This window comes from Pseudomonas sp. GW821-FHT10B02 (genome assembly GCF_059415665.1).
Genome location: NZ_JBWKNR010000005.1, coordinates 156,703 through 176,004 on the forward strand (window position 1 = coordinate 156,703; position 19,302 = coordinate 176,004).

The following is a 19,302-nucleotide window of genomic DNA, read 5'->3' on the forward strand; positions in this document are numbered from 1 at the left end:
CCCCTTTCCCTTACTGCGCTGGCGGTGTAGTCGGTGGTGCTTCTTCGCTGACCCGCAGCAGCCCCCACAGTCCCGAGGCGTTGCCGTAGGCAGCATAGTCGCGGAACAGGTAGTCACCGGGCACGGCGTTGCTGCCCCCGGCACTGGGCACCATGAAGCTGAAGTGCGCAGCCGGCAGTACGCTTTCCTGGGCACCGATGAACATCGCCTGCGGGTTGTAGCCGAAGCGCACCGAGCCGATACCTGGCAAGTTCAAAGGGTAGCCGCTGACATCAGACTTCTCAGCCTGGTAGTTATGCAGCGGCCACAGGTGGCCATCGAGCTGGTAAGTAATGCCGCGGCTGCCACCGGTAGGCATCAGCACATGGTTGCGGAACGGCTGGCCCGGCTTGGCCCACAGCACCGGGGTTTGCGGGTCGCCGCCAACCAGGGCGTTGCTGTAAGCCATGTGGGCGTTGGGTACATCCGCCCAGCCGTTGCCATCGGCATGCCCGAACGGTGCATCCGGGGCCAGGCCGAAGCGGAACCACAGTGGCTCGGTCTTGTAGTTGATGGCCATGTTGGAGTTGTCTTTCGGGTCCCCCGGTACGCCATTGCCTTCAGTGGCGATACCTTCCACCGGCCGGCCATCGGCCCAGCGCATGTTCAGCGCCCGCTGCCAGAGGGTGGCGAAGTCGCGATAGGCCGGCTGCCCGGGCACCTGCACGGTGGCCGAGGCACGGCTGGCGCTGTCTTCGGTCCAGGTAGCGGTCTGCGGCAGGATGCTCATGCCACCGATCAGGCCCTTCTGCCCCTGTTTGATGACGTCGGCCGGAGTGATGTTGAGGCCGCCGAACTCGATGGCCGTGGTGTTGATGTTGTCCACCGAACGTCCCATCTGCATCACCGGCTTGCCTTCACGCTCCAGGTGCCCGGCGTAGTACTGGAACACCTTGCTCGGGTACGCACCGCTGCTGCCGGTGCGTGGCGGTACGGTCTGCACCGGGTTCTGGCCGACGTTGACGCCGTCCGACTTGGTGATGTCATAGGCCAGCAGTTGCGTATGCAGGCCGACATGGCTGGACGGACGCATCAGGTTGTTGTTGAAGGCGGTCGAACCTTCGCTGCCCTGACGGTCACGCTTGACCACGTTCTGCATCACCGCAGTGCTCGGCAGATCCGGCATCACCATTGGCAGGCGGTTTTCCAGGGTGACTTTCAGGCAGTCGCCGGCAGCGGCCCGCAGTACCAGCGGCTCGATCGGCACGCCGGGCTTGAGTTTGCCGCTGACCGGGTCGAGGTCGGCCTTGCGCACATAAAGGATCGCGGTCGGGTCATGCAGCGGACCGGCGTGGCCACCGATGGTGAAAGTCTCGCCATCTTCGGGGTCGGTCACCGTCACCTGCGGGATGCTGGTATTCCGGCTGTTGTAGACCAGGGTGCCGCCATTGGCCTTCAGCGGGCCACCGACGTGCTGACCAACGCCACTTGGGTCATTGATGCTCACTCCAAGCGGATTGCCGAGGATGTCGTTGGCCAGGGCCGCGACTATTTCATAGCTGCGCTGCACGGTTGGCCGGGTGCCAATACCGTTGGCGTTGGTGGTGTAGCGCGGGCAGATACCGTCAAACGCCACGGTGTTGCGCGCCGCCATGGGCATCGGGTTGTTCGGCAAGGCGAACAGGTCGTTGCGGCTGCTGGTGTAGTTGCGCATCACCCCCCAGATACCGTTCCAGTAGCCTTCGTGGGCGGCATCGAGCGAGTACAGGTAATCACCGTTGGGCGCCGCCGAACTGGAGATCATCGATACCGGCGCCATGAAGCCCAGCTGCTCGGAAATACCCACCATCTGCGAGGCTTTCCACCCCGAGTTGGAGCTGTTGCCGAAGCCCGAGCCGTTCTGCAGCCATTTGACGCCATGCAGGGTCACGTTGTGTTCCTCTTCATGACCACCGGCATGCATGCGCAGACGCACGTTGTCACCGGAGTAAGTGCGCAACATCGGCGTGAACGGATCCCCAGGTTCGGCGCCCGCCTTGTTGATGTGCGGCGGGAACAGCGTAGTGCCGCCAGTGGGGCCAACCGCCGAGGTGATTGCCGCTGGCGACATGTTCATCGCCGGGATGGCACGGTCGGTACGGCTTTGCATGGCGAACGCCAGGTCACCACCGTAGCCGTCGGCCTGCATGCCGCGCTTGCCGTCCGGTGCAACCTTGTAGGGGTCGTATACGCGCAGGGCCAGCGGTTCGTTACGGTAGTTGACGACGAACATGCCCGGGTCATCCACCGAGATCGCTTGCGGGCAAGGCCGCGACGGGCATCCCGGGAACAGGCCACCGCGGGACTCGACCACCGCTTCTAGCAGGTTCGAGGCTTTCTGCCGCACAGGCGGGTTGATCGCGTAGCGGAAGGTATCGGCGGTTGCCGGGAAAGCCTGGCCATTGGGAATACCGTCAGGACCGGCACCGACATACACCCCGGCCTCGTAGGCATGCTGGAAGTCGCTGTACTCCAGGAAGAACTCGCGATAGCTGTCGTTGCGACCGTCACCGTCATGGTCGCCGGTTTTCACCACTGCTTGCCACGAGGTCGGACCGCCGTCTTCACGCAGCGCCGGGTTGTACAGTTGCTCGCCGGTCTCGGCGTGGAACCAGGTCGAACCGGCTGGCTCGGCCAGTACGGTGGCGTACAGGCCCAGTTGCTGGTGCGTCGATGGGCCGAGGTGGTCGTGGGTGAAAATGGTCCCCAGGCCACGGTCGACGTTGTGCACATTGACCACAGGGTCGGCGAACCAGCGTTGCATCGCAGTGCGTGCGCCCATCCAGTCGGCGCGCCCGTAGCGGCCGAAGTACGGATGCGGTTTGGCCACCGGGCACTCGGCGCTGCCTTCGCGCAGGTCACCGCTGGAGCATTTGTTGTACTCGCGAATGGCGTGGATGCGTTCGACCACGGTGCCGGGCGAGAGAATGCCGTCTTCGTAGTTCCAGCCGTTGGCCGAACCATCCGCCGCAGTCAGGTCCCATTTTGGCAGGTGGATATGCTGGCCGATCACATCGGTCGGCGTGCGCACCTGATAGTCATCCATCTCGTAGAACGATGGAATCAGGTTGGTGTGCTGGTACATCACACAGTCAAAGGTGTTCATGCGCATCACCAGTGGCTCTGGTGGGCGCTGCTTGTTGATCACCGGCCAGGCGTCTTCCCAGAGGGCAATGATGCGCGCCTGCGGGAAGTGGTAGCCGACCTTGTTGTAGACCGCGTCGAACTGGATGTTGGCGCCCTTGTAGATCCGTGGGCGGTCGGCGGTAAAGGTCGAGGAGCCGGTGAAGCTCATGCCATCGAGGCGCTCGCCGCTGTTGAACTCGCCGACGCCGGCGGCCAGGGTCAGGCGCTTGGCACGGTCATCCATGCACGGTTCGAAGAACGGCGCGCCGGCAGTAGGCGCCGCGCCATTGGTGCGGAAGTTGCGCGCCACGGTCTGGTTGCCCGGCAATACCGCGTAGCTGGGGTGTTCGAGCTTGGAATGGAAGCTCATCGCGGCCTGTTCGACATCGGTGCCCTCTTCCGGCAGGAACACCGCTTTGGCCTTGGTGATCTGCTTGGTGAAGTCCAGCGCGGTGGTGGTCACGTCAGCTTCACCACCGGCCGAGATACCGTCCAGGGCATGGCGTGGCAAGCCGCCGTCCCAACCGCCGACCTGGGCCGGATCAAGGTTGGCCCACAGGGCCTTGCCGGTTTTTTTCAGCTCTCGTGCCTTGTCCGGGTCGAGCATATCCAGCGGCGGGGTCGGCGGACGTTGGCCCACGGTGCTTTCAATGCCGCCAATCCAGAACGGATAGCCGGGGTTTTTCAGGCTGCCATCGAGGTTACGGTTGGCGTCGGTACGGTCAACCAATGCCACCGAACCGACCGCCCGAGGTGCAGCATCAGGCTGGCCGGAATCGTCATCGCCTTCCTCCTCGTCGTCATCATCGTTTGCAGCGACCAGGGTTTCGGCCAGTTTCGGAATCACCGCAACTTTACCGGGCATCGGCGCCATGGCCTTGCCTGGCAGCGGCACAATCGCCGGAATCGGCGTGCCGGCGATGATTTCGCCGTCTGGCAAGGCACGAGCGCCAGCGGCGGGTTTGCCGCTACGCAGGGCATACGGCTCGGTGTGATAACCGTCCGCGCCCTGGTTGGAGACTTCAAGCCGGGTGCCCTCTTCGAACACGTCATGCACCCGCCACATGCTCCACATACCCTGGGCGAAGTGCGGATAGAAGTGGCAGTGATAGATCGCATCGCCCGCTACGCGGTTGCGGTTGCCCGAGCCGCCGTTGGCGATTTCATAGGTGTAACCGACGCCTGGGCCAATGCCCTGGGCATCGACATAGTCGGAGTTGTCGTCGTTGGGGTTGAACAGCCACTGGTGCCCGTGCAGGTGGAAGATGTGCTGTTCATGACCATTGTGGGTATTGCGGAATTTGACGAAGTCACCGATGTAGCTGTGGTTGACGTTGGCAGGTTCCGCCGGGAACAGCGCCATGCTGGCCTTGACCCCGACCTGGTCGGCGCTCGGCGTTTGCCCTGGGCGAATATTCTCCAGGCCGACGTTGGCTGGCACGTCCACCAGCATGGCCACGTCGCCCACCGTGTGCGAACTGAGGAAAAACTCTTCGTAGGCGCACGACAGGCAGTCGTGCATCGGGCCCACGCCCAGGCGGTTGGCCACCACTTCAGCGCCCATACCACCAGAACCGTAGTTGATCATGAACGAGTCGCGGGTCGGCTCCAGCACATGCCCCATTACCGGGTCAGCCCAATAACCGGGGAACGCCTGGGTGGCGGCGGCCTCATCGGTGAACTGCGCGGCAAAGTCGCGGAACGGCTCCAGGCGATTGGGTATCGCCGGGTTGCGTTTGCCGATGCTTTCCAGCGGGTAAGTCGAGGGCGGGAAACTGCCATCGGCATTCGGGCCCATGACCACGGCGTCGGTTTCGCTGTTGATGATCTCGTTGCCATCGACCATGGCAATGATCGGCGAACCGGCCTTGCCTTCGCGGATCCAGGGTTCGCGCTGTGGATAGCGCGCCTGGTAATCGACGACCGGCTGACCGGTCGGTGCACGGCCGGTGGTGGCCAGGCGCATCTCTTCTTCGGTCAGGGTGTTGCGGTAGGTGCGGGCATATTTCGGCAGCACCACCACCTGGCCAAACAAGCCGTTGGCGACGTTGCCGGCACCGCCCTGACCACCGAAAGTGGCGCCCTGGCTGGTGGCGGCGAACGCGCCTTCGCGCTCGGCGTACAAGGTGTAGCTGCGGGTGCCGCCGGGAGCGATCAGAAAGTTGCCGTTACGGCCGGTGTTGGCGGCAATGTCGCCGATGCTGTTGACCGCCTGCATGCCATTGACCTGAAAACCGACATGGCGGTCGGTGACCTGGTCATCGACCACGAAACCGTGCTCGCCACCGGCTTCATTACCTTCGGCGCCTTCGTTCTCCTCGGCCTCATTCTCCTCGCCTTCGATTTCTTCTTCATGATCGATACCGTGCTTGTTCGGGTTGGCCTGGTAGGCCAGCAGGTTCTGCAGGTTCACGGTAAGACAGTCACCGGCCGCTACCCGCAGCACGATCGGCCGCGGCCGCTTGTCCGGGCGCAGGGTGACCTTGCCCGGCACCGCGGCGCCGCCGTTGTCCAGCGACACCTGATTAACGTCGACCACATCACGGCGCAGGGCAAACATCATGCCGTTGGCATTTTGCGCACCGAGGCGGTTGAACATCAGTGGCTGATCGAGCGCCACCACGTTGGCCACCAGATTGCGCTCGCAGCGCACGGCGGCTTCGCTGACGGTGTGCCAGCCAAAGGTGGCGGCGGTGATCAGCAGTGAAGTCAGGACTGAGCCTTTGATCGGAGTCATCATGGCGTGCCTCGGGTGGTGCAAGTGGACTCTGGAGAGGCTTGAGCAAGCCTCGTGCCATTGTTTTTTATTGTTGTTTTTCAGTCACTTAAACTACTGAATGAATCTCAATTGGGGGTTATCCCCCGCTATTCCCCACTATTCGGGGGTGCCACAGGTTCACAACGGCGCGTCGATGGCCAGGCCCTGCAAGCGCCGGTACTGACGCAGCACTTTCGGCACATAACGCTGGGTCTCGGCATAAGGCGGCACCACCCGCCCACGACGCATCACCGCATCAGGGCCAGCGTTATAGGCGGCCACAGCGAGGGTGATGTCGTTATCGAAGAGGTTCAGCATGCGTTTGAGGTAGCGTGCCCCACCCTGCAGGTTCGAGGCCGGGTCCAGCGAATTCTTCACCCCTAATTCCCGCGCGGTGTCAGGCATCAGTTGCATCAGCCCGACCGCGCCACTGGGCGAGCGTGCATTGGGGTTGTAGCGCGACTCGGCCTGGATCACCGCATGCAGCAGTGCCGCCGGCAAGTCGTTGGCCTCGGCCGCTGCCGCCACCAGCTCGGCATAGGGCATACCGGTGATCAGTTGCGCCTGGCCGCTGCCGGCCAGGCTCGCCCCGGGTTCACTGATCACCCGTTCATAGGTGCGACCCGGTCGGTGAACGTTGGACAGCACGTAGCTGCCGTCGGTCTTGATGGAGATATACACATCGGCCTGGACCTGGTGGGTCCACGCCAGCCATACAAAGAGTCCTGCTGTGAGCCAGTGCATCGTCACGCCCTCCCCGTTGCGTTCCCCGAAAAGTGGGGGATATGCCCCGATTGCCGAGGCTTTTATCCACTGACGCAAGCACTGTGCCGCCTTGCCGGCCCCGTGGCGCAAAGGCTCGGCGCAGACGCGCACGGCAATTGCATAAGCCCTTGCAGGCGCACAACGGAGGGCCTTGTCATGAACAAAAAAAAGTACGCGCAACAAGGGTTCACCCTGCTCGAACTGCTGGTGGTGTTGGTGGTACTGGGTCTGCTTGCCGGCATCGTCGCCCCCAAGTACTTCAGTCAGTTGGGACGCTCGGAGGCCAAGGTGGCCAGGGCGCAGATTGAAGGCTTGAGCAAGGCGCTGGACCTGTATCGCCTGGAAGTGGGGCATTACCCCAATTCCGAGCAAGGCCTGCAGGCGCTGGTCATCGCGCCCAGCGACGAGAGCCGCTGGTCTGGCCCTTACCTGCAGAAAAAAGTCCCTCAGGACCCTTGGGGGCGCAATTACATCTACCGCCAACCCGGTGAAAACGGCGAGTACGATCTGCTCTCCATGGGCAAGGACGGCCAGCCTGGCGGCGACGGCGAGAACGCCGAGATCACCAGCTGGCAGTAAGCGGAGGATCGACACATGCGCTACGAGCTCAAGGCATTGGGCAAATCCGGCGTGGTCCTGCTCACGCTGGACGCCCAGGACGCCGGCCAGGCCCGCCTGCAGGCCGAGCAACAAGGCTTGCGGGTGGTCAGCGTGCGTAACTGCGAGCGCTTTACGAAGTTGCGTTGGCGCCGCGCAGAAACCTTCGACCTGGTGCTGTTCAGCCAGGAGCTGACCACCCTGCTCAATGCCGGCCTGCCGCTGATTGACGCGCTGGAAAGCCTGGCGGAAAAAGAGTCGGCGCCACAGGCGCGCAAGACCCTCGGCGAGTTGGTGCGCCTGCTCTATGAAGGCAAATCCTTCTCCCAGGCTTTGGGGCAATTACCCAGCGTGTTCCCGGCGCTGTACATCGCCCTGGTGCAGTCGAGCGAGAAGACCGGCGCGCTGGGCGATGCCCTGGGGCGCTACGTCGCTTATCGCAAGCGCATGGACGAAGTGCGGCAAAAGATTGTCAGCGCCTCGATCTATCCATTGCTGCTGTTGCTGGTCGGCGGTGGCGTGGTGCTGTTTCTGCTCGGCTATGTGGTGCCGCGCTTCAGCCTGGTATTCGAAGGCCTGGGCACCGAACTGCCGTGGCTGTCGCGCTGGCTGATGCAGGCCGGGATGTTCCTGCATGCCCACCAGGCTCCGCTGGGCCTGGGCTTTCTTGGCGTGATGGTGGGCTCGTTTGTACTGCGCCGTGATCCCCGGGTGCGGCGCTGGCTGAACCGCCAGATGGAGCGCCTGCCTGCCCTGCACCGGCGCCTGGTGATGTATGAACTGGCGCGTTTCTACCGCTCGCTGGGGATCCTGCTGCAAGGCGGCATCCCGATTCTCACCGCCATGGAAATGGCCCGCGGCCTGCTCGGTGTCGCGGCCAAGCAACGCCTGGAACATGCCTGTGAGCGGGTGCGCGAAGGCCTGTCATTGTCGGCGGCGCTGGAGGCCGGGCAACTGGTGACGCCGGTGTCCCTGCGCTTGCTGCGGGCTGGCGAGCAATCGGGCAATCTCGGGCAGATGATGGAGCGCAGCGCCGACTTCTACGACGAAGAAATCAGCCGCTGGATCGAGTGGTTCGTGCGTCTGTTCGAACCCTTGCTGATGACCTTCATCGGCCTGTTGATCGGCTTGATCGTGATCCTGATGTACATGCCAATCTTCGAGCTGGCCTCCAGCATTCACTAGCAGCCAACGTGACAATCCTGCCCGCTTGCTGTATAGATTCGGCCACCAAGGGGAGCCCGGCAACGGGCTGAGAAACCGCTGACAGCTGCAGCGCGGTGACCCTTCGAACCTGATCCGGATCATGCCGGCGAAGGGATGGGGATTGCCAACCTGCCTTTTTGCCGGTCTCACTGCGAGGCCGCCCATGTCAGCTTTACCCGGTCTCGCTGTCGCCAGCTTTGAGGACAGCCCAATGACCGAACGCTTCACCGATACCCTTCGCCGCCAGAGCGAGCCGAGCTGGACGCAATCGATCGAGCACCGTTTCGTTAACGAACTGCTCGACGGCACCCTCGACGATGCGGTGCTGATCAATTACCTGATCCAGGACCACCGCTTCATTGACGCCTTCCTGACCTTGCTCGGCGCGGCCATCGCCACTGCCGACACCTTCGAGGCGCGCATCCGCCTGGGGCGCTTCACCGGGGTGATTTCGGGTGAGGAGAACACCTACTTCTTGCGCGCCTTCGAGGCACTCGGGGTCACTGAGGCGCAACGTCTTGAGGCAGCCGATTCGGTGCCGACCGCGGGCTTCAAGGCGATCATGCGCGAGGCGGCGGCCACCCGTTCCTATGCCGCGGCACTGGCGGTGCTGAACGTTGCCGAAGGCATGTATCTGGATTGGGCCCTGCGCGCGCCAAAGCAACTGCCTCCGCGTTTCGAACATGCCGAGTGGATCACCCTGCACGACAATCCGGACTTCCAGAGCTTCGTGGCGTTTCTGCGTGCGGAACTGGACCGGGTGGGGCCGGCGCAAGCGCAGATCAGTACCGATTTCTTCCTGCGCGCCGTTGCGCTGGAGCACGCCTTTTTCGACGCTGCTTACGATATCAAGGGATAAGCCATGGACATCTTTGACCGCCTGAAACAGGCCGCCGCTGCCGACTGGAACAGTTACGTCGACCACGACTTCGTCCGTCAGATGGGCGCGGGCACCCTCGCCCAGCCGGCGTTTCGCAAATACCTGGTGCAGGATTATCTGTTCCTGATCCAGTTCGCCCGTTCCTGGGCGCTGGCCGCCTACAAGAGCCGCACGCTGGACGATATCCGCGCGGCGCAGGCGGGGTTGGCGGCGATTCTCGATGAGACCGAGCTGCATGTGCGTTTGTGCCAGCGTTGGGGGTTGGCGCCTGAGGACCTGGCCGCGACGCCTGAGCATCAGGCGACGGTTGCCTATACGCGCTTTGTGCTGGACTGCGGGGCGGCTGGGGATCTGCTGGATCTGCATGTGGCGTTGGCGCCCTGTGTGATCGGGTATGCCGAGATTGGGCGGAATCTGACGCCGCAAGGGGTCGATGCGCTGGGGGATCATCCGTATCGGGACTGGATTGCCGAGTATGCCGGGGCTGGGTATCAGGGTGTTGCCAGGGCAGCGCGGGCGCACCTGGATGATCTGGCCGCGCGGACGATGACTGAGCGGCGGTTTGCTGAGCTGGTCAAGGTGTTTGCCCAGGCTTCGCGGCTGGAAGCGGATTTTTGGCAGATGGGGTTGGATGCGGCTTAAGCTTTGGGTGGGAGCGGGCTTGCCCCGCGATGAGGCCCTCGGATTTGTGAGCATATCCATTAGCGGTGGTGGCGCTAAGTCACCTTTCCGCCCTTACGGCGGGTCCCTTTGGCAAACGCCCCAAAGGAACACAAAGGGCTCGCCCCACCAGGGGCCCTACGCTGCGCTTCGGGTCCCTTCGCTCCGGTGCCGCTACGGGGCATTGCGAGCTACGAGTTGCACGCAACTCTACGCTTCGCAACTTCGGCTAACGCCGAAGGCGCTGCGCGCTAGCCCCTCCACGACACCTCCACTCAGCCCTACTGGTTAACGGGGCCGGTAGATCAAGATCAAGAGCACAATTCGCTGCGCTCTTGCTTTGGTGCGCGGTATATCAAATTGCTTCGAAAGATTTTAAATCTGGTCATTTCAGGTCCTAGGAAATAACCTACGCGGTCTGTCGATGCCCTTCTGATTGCCTTGGGAAACCAGTCCTTCTAGTCTCCTCGGGTCACTGTCGGTTCAGCGATCGGGTGTGGAAACCTGAACAGTTCGAATGGGTTGCCGTTATGGTAGCTGTGCGCGGGAGGCCGTCTGGCTTAACACACGATTACTCCTCCACAAGCACCCCAATTACAGAGGGATATACACCAGCACACCTTGCGAAGTTAGCCCTGCAGCCCTTGATGCTTCACCCCACTTTAATGTTATCCACCAAAAAGTTCCCAAACTCAGGTGTTATAGCGTTAATCTGGACACTCTTGATATCTACAGATGAGTGGACATACGTAACAATATTATCAAAAGACATACGCTGCCTGTGATGCAGCACACCGCGCTCCGACAAAAATAATATCTCCCCTGAGCCGTAAGCAGCGATTTCTACTTTTATGACCGCTTCTTTCAACTCTAGACTTATAATCGTCTGACCAGCAAAGACCACCCTCAATGCCCGCCCAGCAATCCTTCCCTTAGTTAACTCCTCTATTTCCGGTGTAACCGCCTCTACTTTAACGACACCGGTCTGGGGCTCTATCCTGAGAAGTGGAGTCTCTACACTCTGCCCCTCACCTATATACCCAAGAGGGACCCCATCGAATGTTTCATCCTTTGGAAAGTGGCTAACTAAAAACGTAAAGCTCAACGGGTTGAATGGACGTGCCGCTGCTTCGTCATTCCCCTGAGCGAACGCCACCTTGACCTCCACACTCAACCTGCTACTGCTCTTGAGCTTTTCCAGCTCCTTACGCGCCATATCAACACTCAATCCATTGCTCACGTGGCTACTGTCGACTATCAGGCCATTGGCCAAGTAGAACTGATAGTTCTCACCATTTTCCAAAGTACCCCGTGCAATAATCCAGTAGCGCTGTCCACTGGCAATCAACGGCCAAGGATCAACTTTCACCTGGGCATTGCCCTCGAAACTTACCAGATCCAGCTTATCATCGATGACCTGAGGCACAATCGGGGTGGGTAAATCGCCTAGGGACAATTCACCGACAGTCAGTGCAAGCGGCTCGGACAGCAAACTCGGACTACCCCCACGAACAACGGTATAGCGTACCGCAATAGTCTTGCCCTGACTGGCCGCGACCACCGAGACCGGGATATCAAAGTCGACATAACCGAAAAGGCTGCCATTTTTTTGTTCGGTTTGGTGTGAGTCCGCTACACCTTCACCGCGCCAGTCCACGGCCAGGATATCGGTTGCCAACATACCGACATAGGCAACCCGCACGGTGGCACCGCTTCGCGCATTGTTCGGATCGAGCGTACCGCCCGCCGCCTGTATCACCGTAGGCTTATCCAGAATCAGCCCCTGTTGGCGCTGGATCAGGAACGTCAGAGCCGGCGATGTATCGACCCTGCCGTTCGTGCGTTTGACCTCGTAGAACACTGTAACGCTGGTATCAAGGTTGCCAATGATGTACGGCGTATAGGCGATAAGAAAAAAAATCGGATCCTTGATGTTGTCCGCATTGACAGTGAAGGTGCCGATGAAGTCATGCCCTGCGCCGCCTAACCACTTAAGGGTTATCACCTCACCCTCGGTCTTCGCAAACTGGGGTATGTGGGCCTTGGTCCCGTCGCGAACCTCGTCAGGATCAAGGATCAGGTTGTTGAGGCCGACTATGGCTTCAGCAACATGAATGTCTGCTCGGGATTCACTGAGTGTGATCATGAAGGACTCCGGAAGGTGAACCGCGCGGCGCAGGTGTGTTGCGGGGTAGTGTGCGGAAAATCCGGGTATCAGGTAACTGACAAAAGTACTAGGTAGCACCGAGCTTTTCGCTTCGCTGTTGCTCTGGTCCACGGGGTATCAAATTGCTTCGAAAGATTTTAAGTCTGGTCATTTCAGGTCCTAGGAAATAACCTACGCGGTCTGTCGATGCCCTTCTGATTGCCTTGGGAAACCAGTCCTTCTAGTCTCCTCGGGTCGCTGTCGGTTCAGCGATCGGGTGTGGAAACCTGATAAATATCGTGAAGGTGCTGTCTTTATGGCAGTTGTGCGCGGGAGGCTTTCGGGCCTGCCGGGGGCTCCTCACGACCTGGTTTTCCACCCCGCGTACAACTGCCACCCCTTCGTGTGGAAACGAGCGGTTGCAGTTCAACCTCGTGAGGTGCTGCCATGAAAAAAATCGTCCCCGATCCACCAATACCCTCGCTCTATCCCACCCTCGAAAAACCGTTCGGCGACTGCCCCGCCGGTCACCCGCAATTGTTCTCCGTCAACGCCGGCCTCGCCCCGCACGATGCGCTGGTGCATATCTCGCTGTACTTGCGTTGCGCGTATGACACGGGAAACAAGGCTTTCGATGGTATCGATGAAGCATCCAAGGGCTTTCTCTGGTCCACCCTGCATTCAGTGGAGATGGCCAAGGGGCTGGCTGAGGCTTTGCTCGATGCCCATGAGGATGGGGAGTTGAGTCCGCTTTAAAAGCATCGCGGGGCTTGCCCCGCGATGACACAGCTAGTCCGTCAACGTACGCAATTCGTCTCGCACCAATTCAGGAATAGCGGTCGACTTGTTGCTGGCCCGGTCTACATACACATAGACAACGTAACCAAGCGCTGACACTTCAGTCTCGTCATTGCGGAAGATCCCCAGCTCATACCGGGCACTGCTGCTACCCAGGTGCGCAATACGCAAGCCCACGGTCACCTGATCAGGAAAGGTGATGGACGAAAAGAAGGTGCAGCTCGACTCGACAATCAGGCCGATAACCGGGCTGCTGTCGATATCCAGCGTCCCCTGCTCCACCAGGAACTGGCTGATCGCCGAATCGAAAAATGAGTAGTAGACGACGTTCTGTACATGACCATAAGAGTCATGGTCGCCCCAGCGCGTGCCGAGGGTATAGGCGCGTCGAAAGTCTTCGCGGCGCGGACGGTGGGCCTTTACAGGCATGGGCAAAAACCTCGAACGAATAGGTTGATAATGTCCGCAGCAGCGCTACGGACCTTCAACATATCGACTCGTCAGCCTTCAGCGCCCCTCCCAGGCGGGGGGGCTAGTAATCATACCGATCTACTGCCCGGCGCCGCTCGTTGTCGTCACGCATGTCGTAGTTGGCGGTGGTCTGGATGTTGCTGTGGTGTGCGAGCTTCTGCGCAATCGACAGGTCGTGCTCTTCGATCACCCGGGTGATGAACGAGCGACGGAAGTCATGGGGCATGATCTTTACCCCGACCTGGGTGCCGCGCTGGCGGGCAATGTAGTAGATCGCATGCTTGGTGATGCGCTCGCGGGTGATGTGGCTGCCGCGACGAATGCGATTGAACAGGAAGTCGTCATCGGCCTGGCCTTCTGGCAGCTGCTCGCGCCGAAAGGCCAGCCAGGCGTTGAGTTTGTCGAAGGCCCAGGTCGGCGCGTACTTGATCAGTTGCTTGTTGCCCTTGCCCAGCACCTGCAGGCTGCGCTCGTGGAAATCGACCTGGCTCAGGTCGAGGTTGACCGACTCGGATTTGCGCATGCCGGTGCCATAGAGCAAGGCGATCACCGCCGCATCGCGTAGCCCCTGCGGGCGCGGGTCGGCCGCGCAGGCGTCCATCAGTTCACGGATCAGGCTGCGCTTGAGGTTGCGCCCGCTGGCCAGGCGTGTGCCCTGGGTCGGTTTGACGCTGCGGATGCGCAGCAGCTGATCCTGGCTGATCAAGCCCAGACGCCAGGCCTCGTTCATCACCCCACGCACCGCATTGACGTACAGCGACGAGGTGTTGGGCGCATAACCATCGGCGCGCAAGGCCGCCACCAAGGCGGTGACATGGCCAGGTTCAAGCTGGTGCCACGGCACCTCGCTGATGTCGCAATCCTCGAAATCCAGGCGGTCGGCGGCATCCTGAAGGATGTACTTCATGGTCAGCTGACTGGAAGGCGCCAGGCGGGCGAGGTATTGCAGCAGGGGGTTTTGCAGTGAATCGGACAAACCGGGAATCCTGTAGAACGAAGCTCGGGGCAGATGCCCCATGTCATGACCAGGTCATTGATTGGCAAGCCATTTACACCCGGTACGGATGCCGATAGTACCTCATCCGGCCCTTCGGGATCGATTGAAGGCAATATCATGGCGTGCCCTGCCCCCGGCTTGCGGCTACAGTTGCTCAAGGTCCCCATAGCCCCGAGACAACATGGCTTTTCATCGACTGACCCGCAGCCACCCGCGCTTGAGTATCGCCGCCCTCGTCGGGCTCCTGAGCGGTTGGCTACTGCCGGCGAACGATTGGGTCGAGCATGTGCTGATCGGCTGGAACAGCGGCGTCTGGCTCTACCTGCTGCTGATTCTGTGGCTGACACTGGGCGCCGATGCACAAAAGGTTCGCAAGGTTGCCAGCATTGAGGACGAGAACGCCGGCCTGGTGCTGTTCACCGTCAGCATCGCGGCCATCGCCAGCCTAGTCGCGGTGGTGCTGCAACTGGCGGCCGGCGCCAAACTCGCAGACGGGCCGACAGCGCTACAGCTGGCGTTCACCGGTTTCACCGTTGCCGGCTCCTGGCTGCTGGTCGGCGCGATTTTCAGCCTGCACTATGCCCACCTGTTCTACACCGCCGAACAGCACACGCCGTTGCTGCGCTTTGCCGATGGCGAACGGCACCCGGACTATTGGGACTTCCACTACTTCTCCTACACCCTCAGCGTCGCGGTACAGACCTCCGATGTCGGCGTGGTCGGGCGGACCATGCGCCGAGTGGTACTGGCCCATTCACTGGTAGGTTTTGTCTTCAACACCGCCATTCTGGGTTTCACCATCAACATGGCCGCCACGCTGATCAACTGAAGGCTGACCCTCGAGCACTTGCACGGCGCACAGGGCAATGCGTCGGCAAGCCTTTTCCAGGTGCTCACTGTCCATCACCAGACCAACCCGCAAATGCCCCGCCGCACTGGGACCAAAGGCATCACCGGCGAGCACCGCCACCCCGTGTTCCTCCAGCAAGCGCTCGGCAAAAGCCTGCGCCCCCAGGCCGGTGGCGCGAATATCAACCATCACGAACATCCCGCCGTCCGGCTTGTGCACGCTGATACCCGGGCAATCGGCGAGGCAGGCACACACCCGGTCACGCCGCTCGCGGTAGCTGTCACGCATCTGCCGCACCTGCGGTAGATCTTGCTCCAGGGCCACTTGGGCGGCGTCGAGAATGAAGTCCGGCAGACCGTAGAGCATGCACAGCGCCAGGTTGCTCAAGTGATCGCACAACATCTGCGGAGCAATGACCCAACCGACCCGCCAGCCCGACATGGCGTGGGATTTGGACAAACTGTTGATGGTCGCACAGCGCACGGCCATGCCCGGCAGGCTGGCCGGGCTGAAATGCGTGCCCTCATACAGCAGCTCGCTATAGACCTCATCAGAGATCAGCCACAAGTCATGCTCGATACAGATCTGCGCCAGACGCTCCCAGCTGTGCCTGGGCAAGCTGGCTCCGGAAGGATTGTGCGGGCTGTTGAGCAGCAACGCCCGGGTACGTGAGGTAACCCGCGCGGCGACGTCGGCCGGGTCGACGCGAAAGCCTTGCTCGGGACGTACCGGCACCGGTACCACCTTCGCTGCGCAGGCACCGAACACAGCTTCGTAGGTGACATACATCGGCTCGGCGACGATGACCTCGTCACCGACATCGAGCAGGCACTGGGCCACGCCATACAAGGCACATTGCGCGCCGGCCAACACCACCACTTCCTGCGGATCGACCCGCTGGCCACTTTGACGCGATTGCTGGCGAGCAATGGCCTGGCGCAAGCCAAGGCTGCCACGCACGTCGGAGTAGTGCGTATTACCGGCACGCAGACTGTTTACGGCGGCCTCGACAACAGGCTGCGGCGTATCGAAATCAGGGTCGCCGATCGACAGCAGGAAAATTTCGCGCCCCTGCCCCTGCAGTTCCAGCGCGCGGTAGTGGATGTTCCAGGCAGCAGCACCGTCACCGGCGATACGTTGGGTGAGCGTGGAATAACGCATGGCGGTCTCCTTGACTGAACCCGGGGGAGCCATTGGTCCGAAAATCCCAGGCAGGCATCCCAGCCGACTGCCGGTAAAAATAGCAGAGCGCCATTGCCCGCAGCGGGGAAATGTTGCCGGCAAACGTTTGCCGTTTCGGTCTTTGTTTTCAGGGGATTTTGCAGTCGCTAAAGGCCAGCTTGAAAGAACCGGAAAACTGTCATGACTGCGGGCGGACATTCACGGTAGCGGTGCTATGTTTAGGTTTCTTGAATGTTCGCCAAGTCTTGAAGCACAGCTTGCTCCGCTCGCCCTGTTGTTCACCCCTACATGGAGGCCGGAATGAACAAACTGACGTTTCCCAACGCCTGCCAGGTGATGCGCTGGTATTTTCATCCGCTGGGCTTCGAGGCCAGCATGGATGCCCCGCGCAGCATGGTCGCTCGCCTGTTTGACCGGGCCACCGGTGAAACCCTGCTGGCCATCGCCGGAATTCCCTGCGCCACCCTGATGCCTGCTACCGATGTTGAACGGATCATCGAAGCCGTCGAGGCCGAACTTGACGCCTTCGAGCCGTCCTGCAACCTGCGCGCCGCAGGCTGAGCTCAGTTGAGCGCCAGTGACTGGCGGGCGCGCTCGATATCGACGATAAACCGCTCGGCCGGCAACGGCTGGCCGAGCAGGTAACCCTGTAGCGAGTCGCACCCCAGGCGGGTGAGGAAGTTCTGCTGGCGGTCGGTTTCCACCCCTTCGGCAACGATGCGCAAACCCAGGGCCTGGCCCAGCGCGACAATCGCCGAGACAATCGCGGCATCATCGCTGTCCTGCTCCAGGTCGCGGACAAAACCGCGGTCGATCTTCAACTCGTTGGCCGGCAGGCGCTTGAGGTACATCAGGCTCGAATAGCCGGTGCCAAAATCGTCGATGGACAGGTCCACGCCCATGTCCGAAAGCTGCTGCAGCACCGCCATGCTCGCGTCGGCATCGTGCATGGCGGTGGTTTCGGTGATTTCCAGGGTCAGGCTGTTGGCCGGCAACTGATGACGCGCCAGCACCTTGGCAACGCTGTCGACCAGCCCGCTGTGGCAGAACTGGATGGCCGAGAGGTTGACCGCTATCCGCCAGTCGCTGTAGCCCTGATCAATCCAGGCGCGCATCTGCCGGCAGGCTTCATCCAGCACCCATTCGCCAATCGGAATGATCAGCCCGGTTTTCTCTGCCAGGGCGATAAAGCGATCCGGCAGCAGCAGGCCATGCTGCGGGTGCTCCCAGCGCAACAGCGCTTCGGCACCGATGGGCTGGCAATCCTGGGCATCGAACTTGGGCTGGTAGAACAGGCGGAACTGCTTTTGCTCGAGCGCTACCCGCAGGTCCTGGAGCAGTTGCAGTTGCAGGCGCGCATTGCTGTTCATCGATACGTCGAAGAAGCTGTAACCGTTTTTACCGGCACTTTTGGCGTGATACATCGCCGCATCGGCGTTGCGCAGCAGTTCATGCTGGTCGATGCCATTGCCCGGATAAAGGACGATGCCGATACTCGCCGAGATCTGCAGGTTCTGCTCCACCACGCGGAAGGCACGGGAAATCAGGTTGACCTGCTTGGCCGCTACGCCCAGGGCGTCGTCAGGCTCCTGCAATTCCACCAGCAGCACGAACTCGTCGCCGCCAATACGGGCCAGGGTGTCCTGGCTGTGCAGATGGCCGCGCAGGCGCAGTGCCACTTCCTTGAGCAGCAGGTCGCCCATATGGTGGCCAAAGGCGTCGTTGACCGGTTTGAAGCCGTCCAGGTCGATGAACATCAGGGCGAAACAGCCACCCTGCTCCGCCACCTTGTTGATCGCCTGGTCGATGCGATCGGCCAGCAGCGTGCGGTTGGGCAAACCGGTCAGGGTGTCGTGCAGAGCCAGTTGGGTAAGCTCCTGGTTGGCGCGGGTCAACGAGCGCGCCAGTTCCGCCGTGCGCGCTTCCAGGCGGGCGTCGAGCACCGAGGTCAGCAGCGCCACCGCCAATACGGCCAGGGTGGTGATCAGCACCAGGTAATCCAGGCCGTTGCCACTCAGGCCAGCGCCCAGCGCGCCACAGAAGCTGCCTTCAGGGAAGTTGGCCGCTGCCATCGCGGTGTAGTGCATGCCGACAATCGCCACGCCCATCACTACCGCCGCAGCGCCACGGATCTGTCGGACATACAGGGTTTGCTGACGCAGGCGGAAGGCAATCCACAAGGCCGCCGCCGAAGCGCCCACGGCAATCACCAACGACAGGCCGAACAGCATCGGATCGTAGTCGATGCCCGGCTGCATCAACAGCGCGGCCATGCCGGTGTAATGCATGCTGCTGATACCCGCGCCCATGATCAGCGCCCCCAGGCCCAACTGGGTCCAGGGCAGGCTCGGCTGGCTGACCAGCCACAGGGCAAAACCGGAAGACAACCCGGCGATCAGCAGCGACAACAGCGTCAGGGTCAGGTCGTAGCCCAACGGGATCGGCAAGCTGAAGGCGAGCATGCCGATGAAGTGCATCGACCAGATGCCGAACCCCATCGCCAGTGCGCCACCGCTGATCCACAGGTACACCGCCCGGCCCTTGGCGGTGGCGATGCGTCCGGTCAGGTCGAGTGCGGTATAGGAAGCAAGAATGGCCACACAGAGCGAAATCAACACCAACGAAGAAGAGTAACTACCGATCAGCATTTGGCCTTCCACAACCCTTGGAACCGGGCATTGGTGCGGCCCGGGTAAAAGCCGATGATTGTACTCAACCTTTGGCGAAACGCACGGAGTTTTCGATGGCATTTAGCAATGACAACTGAATTGCCAAAAGCCCAATATTGAAACAACAAATATCATTATAAATCATGCAGTTACATAACAAATCTAATGCCTGACATTGC

14 protein-coding genes and 1 riboswitch are annotated in these 19,302 nt (G+C 61.2%); of the genes, 7 read left to right on the forward strand and 7 right to left on the reverse strand.

All coding sequences use genetic code 11. The annotated features are described in order from the left end of the window. Positions 1-10 precede the first annotated feature (10 nt). Positions 11-5,884 carry a manganese-oxidizing multicopper oxidase MnxG gene (gene mnxG / locus AC07OF_RS10360; RefSeq protein ID WP_495072850.1) on the reverse strand — a complete coding sequence of 1,958 codons (5,874 nt, stop codon included), beginning with the start codon at positions 5,882-5,884 and terminating at the stop codon, positions 11-13. Between the two features lie 156 nt (positions 5,885-6,040). Next, complete coding sequence (locus AC07OF_RS10365; RefSeq protein WP_495072851.1) at positions 6,041-6,646, reverse strand: lytic transglycosylase domain-containing protein; 606 nt, start codon at positions 6,644-6,646, stop codon at positions 6,041-6,043. A 177-nt stretch (positions 6,647-6,823) separates the two neighbouring features. Between AC07OF_RS10365 and gspG the strand changes: the two genes are divergently transcribed. The 4 genes from gspG (at position 6,824) to AC07OF_RS10385 (ending at position 9,992) form a co-directional block, all read left to right on the forward strand. Beyond that, positions 6,824-7,246 carry a type II secretion system major pseudopilin GspG gene (gspG, locus tag AC07OF_RS10370; protein WP_157192805.1) on the forward strand — a complete coding sequence of 141 codons (423 nt, stop codon included), beginning with the start codon at positions 6,824-6,826 and terminating at the stop codon, positions 7,244-7,246. Between the two features lie 15 nt (positions 7,247-7,261). Next, positions 7,262-8,449 carry a type II secretion system F family protein gene (locus AC07OF_RS10375; protein WP_157192806.1) on the forward strand — a complete coding sequence of 396 codons (1,188 nt, stop codon included), beginning with the start codon at positions 7,262-7,264 and terminating at the stop codon, positions 8,447-8,449. A 38-nt stretch (positions 8,450-8,487) separates the two neighbouring features. After that, positions 8,488-8,602: riboswitch (TPP riboswitch) on the forward strand. 79 nt (positions 8,603-8,681) lie between these two features. Beyond that, positions 8,682-9,329, forward strand: coding sequence for a TenA family protein (locus AC07OF_RS10380; protein ID WP_495072852.1), 648 nt, complete (start codon positions 8,682-8,684; stop codon positions 9,327-9,329). A gap of 3 nt (positions 9,330-9,332) precedes the next feature. Further along, positions 9,333-9,992: a TenA family protein gene (locus AC07OF_RS10385; RefSeq protein WP_157192808.1), complete on the forward strand. Its 660-nt coding sequence runs from the start codon at positions 9,333-9,335 to the stop codon at positions 9,990-9,992. A gap of 670 nt (positions 9,993-10,662) precedes the next feature. Here the strand turns inward: AC07OF_RS10385 and AC07OF_RS10390 are convergent. After that, positions 10,663-12,156 (reverse strand): hypothetical protein, encoded by a 1,494-nt coding sequence (locus AC07OF_RS10390; RefSeq protein WP_495072853.1) that lies wholly within the window; start codon positions 12,154-12,156, stop codon positions 10,663-10,665. A gap of 447 nt (positions 12,157-12,603) precedes the next feature. Between AC07OF_RS10390 and AC07OF_RS10395 the strand changes: the two genes are divergently transcribed. After that, on the forward strand, positions 12,604-12,912 hold the full coding sequence (locus AC07OF_RS10395) for a DUF3077 domain-containing protein (protein ID WP_476446955.1): 309 nt from the start codon (positions 12,604-12,606) through the stop codon (positions 12,910-12,912). A 33-nt stretch (positions 12,913-12,945) separates the two neighbouring features. On the opposite strand, the gene AC07OF_RS10400 is transcribed toward AC07OF_RS10395, so the two are convergent. Together AC07OF_RS10400 and AC07OF_RS10405 are read right to left on the reverse strand one after the other, a co-directional pair. Then, entirely contained in the window at positions 12,946-13,383 is a 438-nt protein-coding gene (locus tag AC07OF_RS10400; RefSeq protein WP_476446954.1) for an acyl-CoA thioesterase, read from the reverse strand. 103 nt (positions 13,384-13,486) lie between these two features. Beyond that, positions 13,487-14,443 (reverse strand): site-specific integrase, encoded by a 957-nt coding sequence (locus tag AC07OF_RS10405; RefSeq protein ID WP_495072854.1) that lies wholly within the window; start codon positions 14,441-14,443, stop codon positions 13,487-13,489. A gap of 160 nt (positions 14,444-14,603) precedes the next feature. Here AC07OF_RS10405 and AC07OF_RS10410 point away from each other — a divergent pair, with 160 nt between their 5' ends. Continuing rightward, positions 14,604-15,251, forward strand: coding sequence for a DUF1345 domain-containing protein (locus tag AC07OF_RS10410; RefSeq protein ID WP_495072855.1), 648 nt, complete (start codon positions 14,604-14,606; stop codon positions 15,249-15,251). Here the strand turns inward: AC07OF_RS10410 and AC07OF_RS10415 are convergent. Then, positions 15,177-16,433, reverse strand: a complete 1,257-nt coding sequence (locus AC07OF_RS10415; protein ID WP_495072856.1) for a pyridoxal phosphate-dependent aminotransferase — start codon at positions 16,431-16,433, stop codon at positions 15,177-15,179. The two genes, AC07OF_RS10410 and AC07OF_RS10415, sit on opposite strands and share 75 nt — an antisense overlap. Before the next feature lie 321 nt (positions 16,434-16,754). Between AC07OF_RS10415 and AC07OF_RS10420 the strand changes: the two genes are divergently transcribed. Continuing rightward, on the forward strand, positions 16,755-17,015 hold the full coding sequence (locus tag AC07OF_RS10420; RefSeq protein WP_461528836.1) for a DUF1652 domain-containing protein: 261 nt from the start codon (positions 16,755-16,757) through the stop codon (positions 17,013-17,015). A 2-nt stretch (positions 17,016-17,017) separates the two neighbouring features. Here the strand turns inward: AC07OF_RS10420 and AC07OF_RS10425 are convergent, their stop codons facing one another. After that, positions 17,018-19,102, reverse strand: a complete 2,085-nt coding sequence (locus AC07OF_RS10425; protein ID WP_157192817.1) for a putative bifunctional diguanylate cyclase/phosphodiesterase — start codon at positions 19,100-19,102, stop codon at positions 17,018-17,020. Between the last annotated feature and the right edge of the window lie 200 nt (positions 19,103-19,302).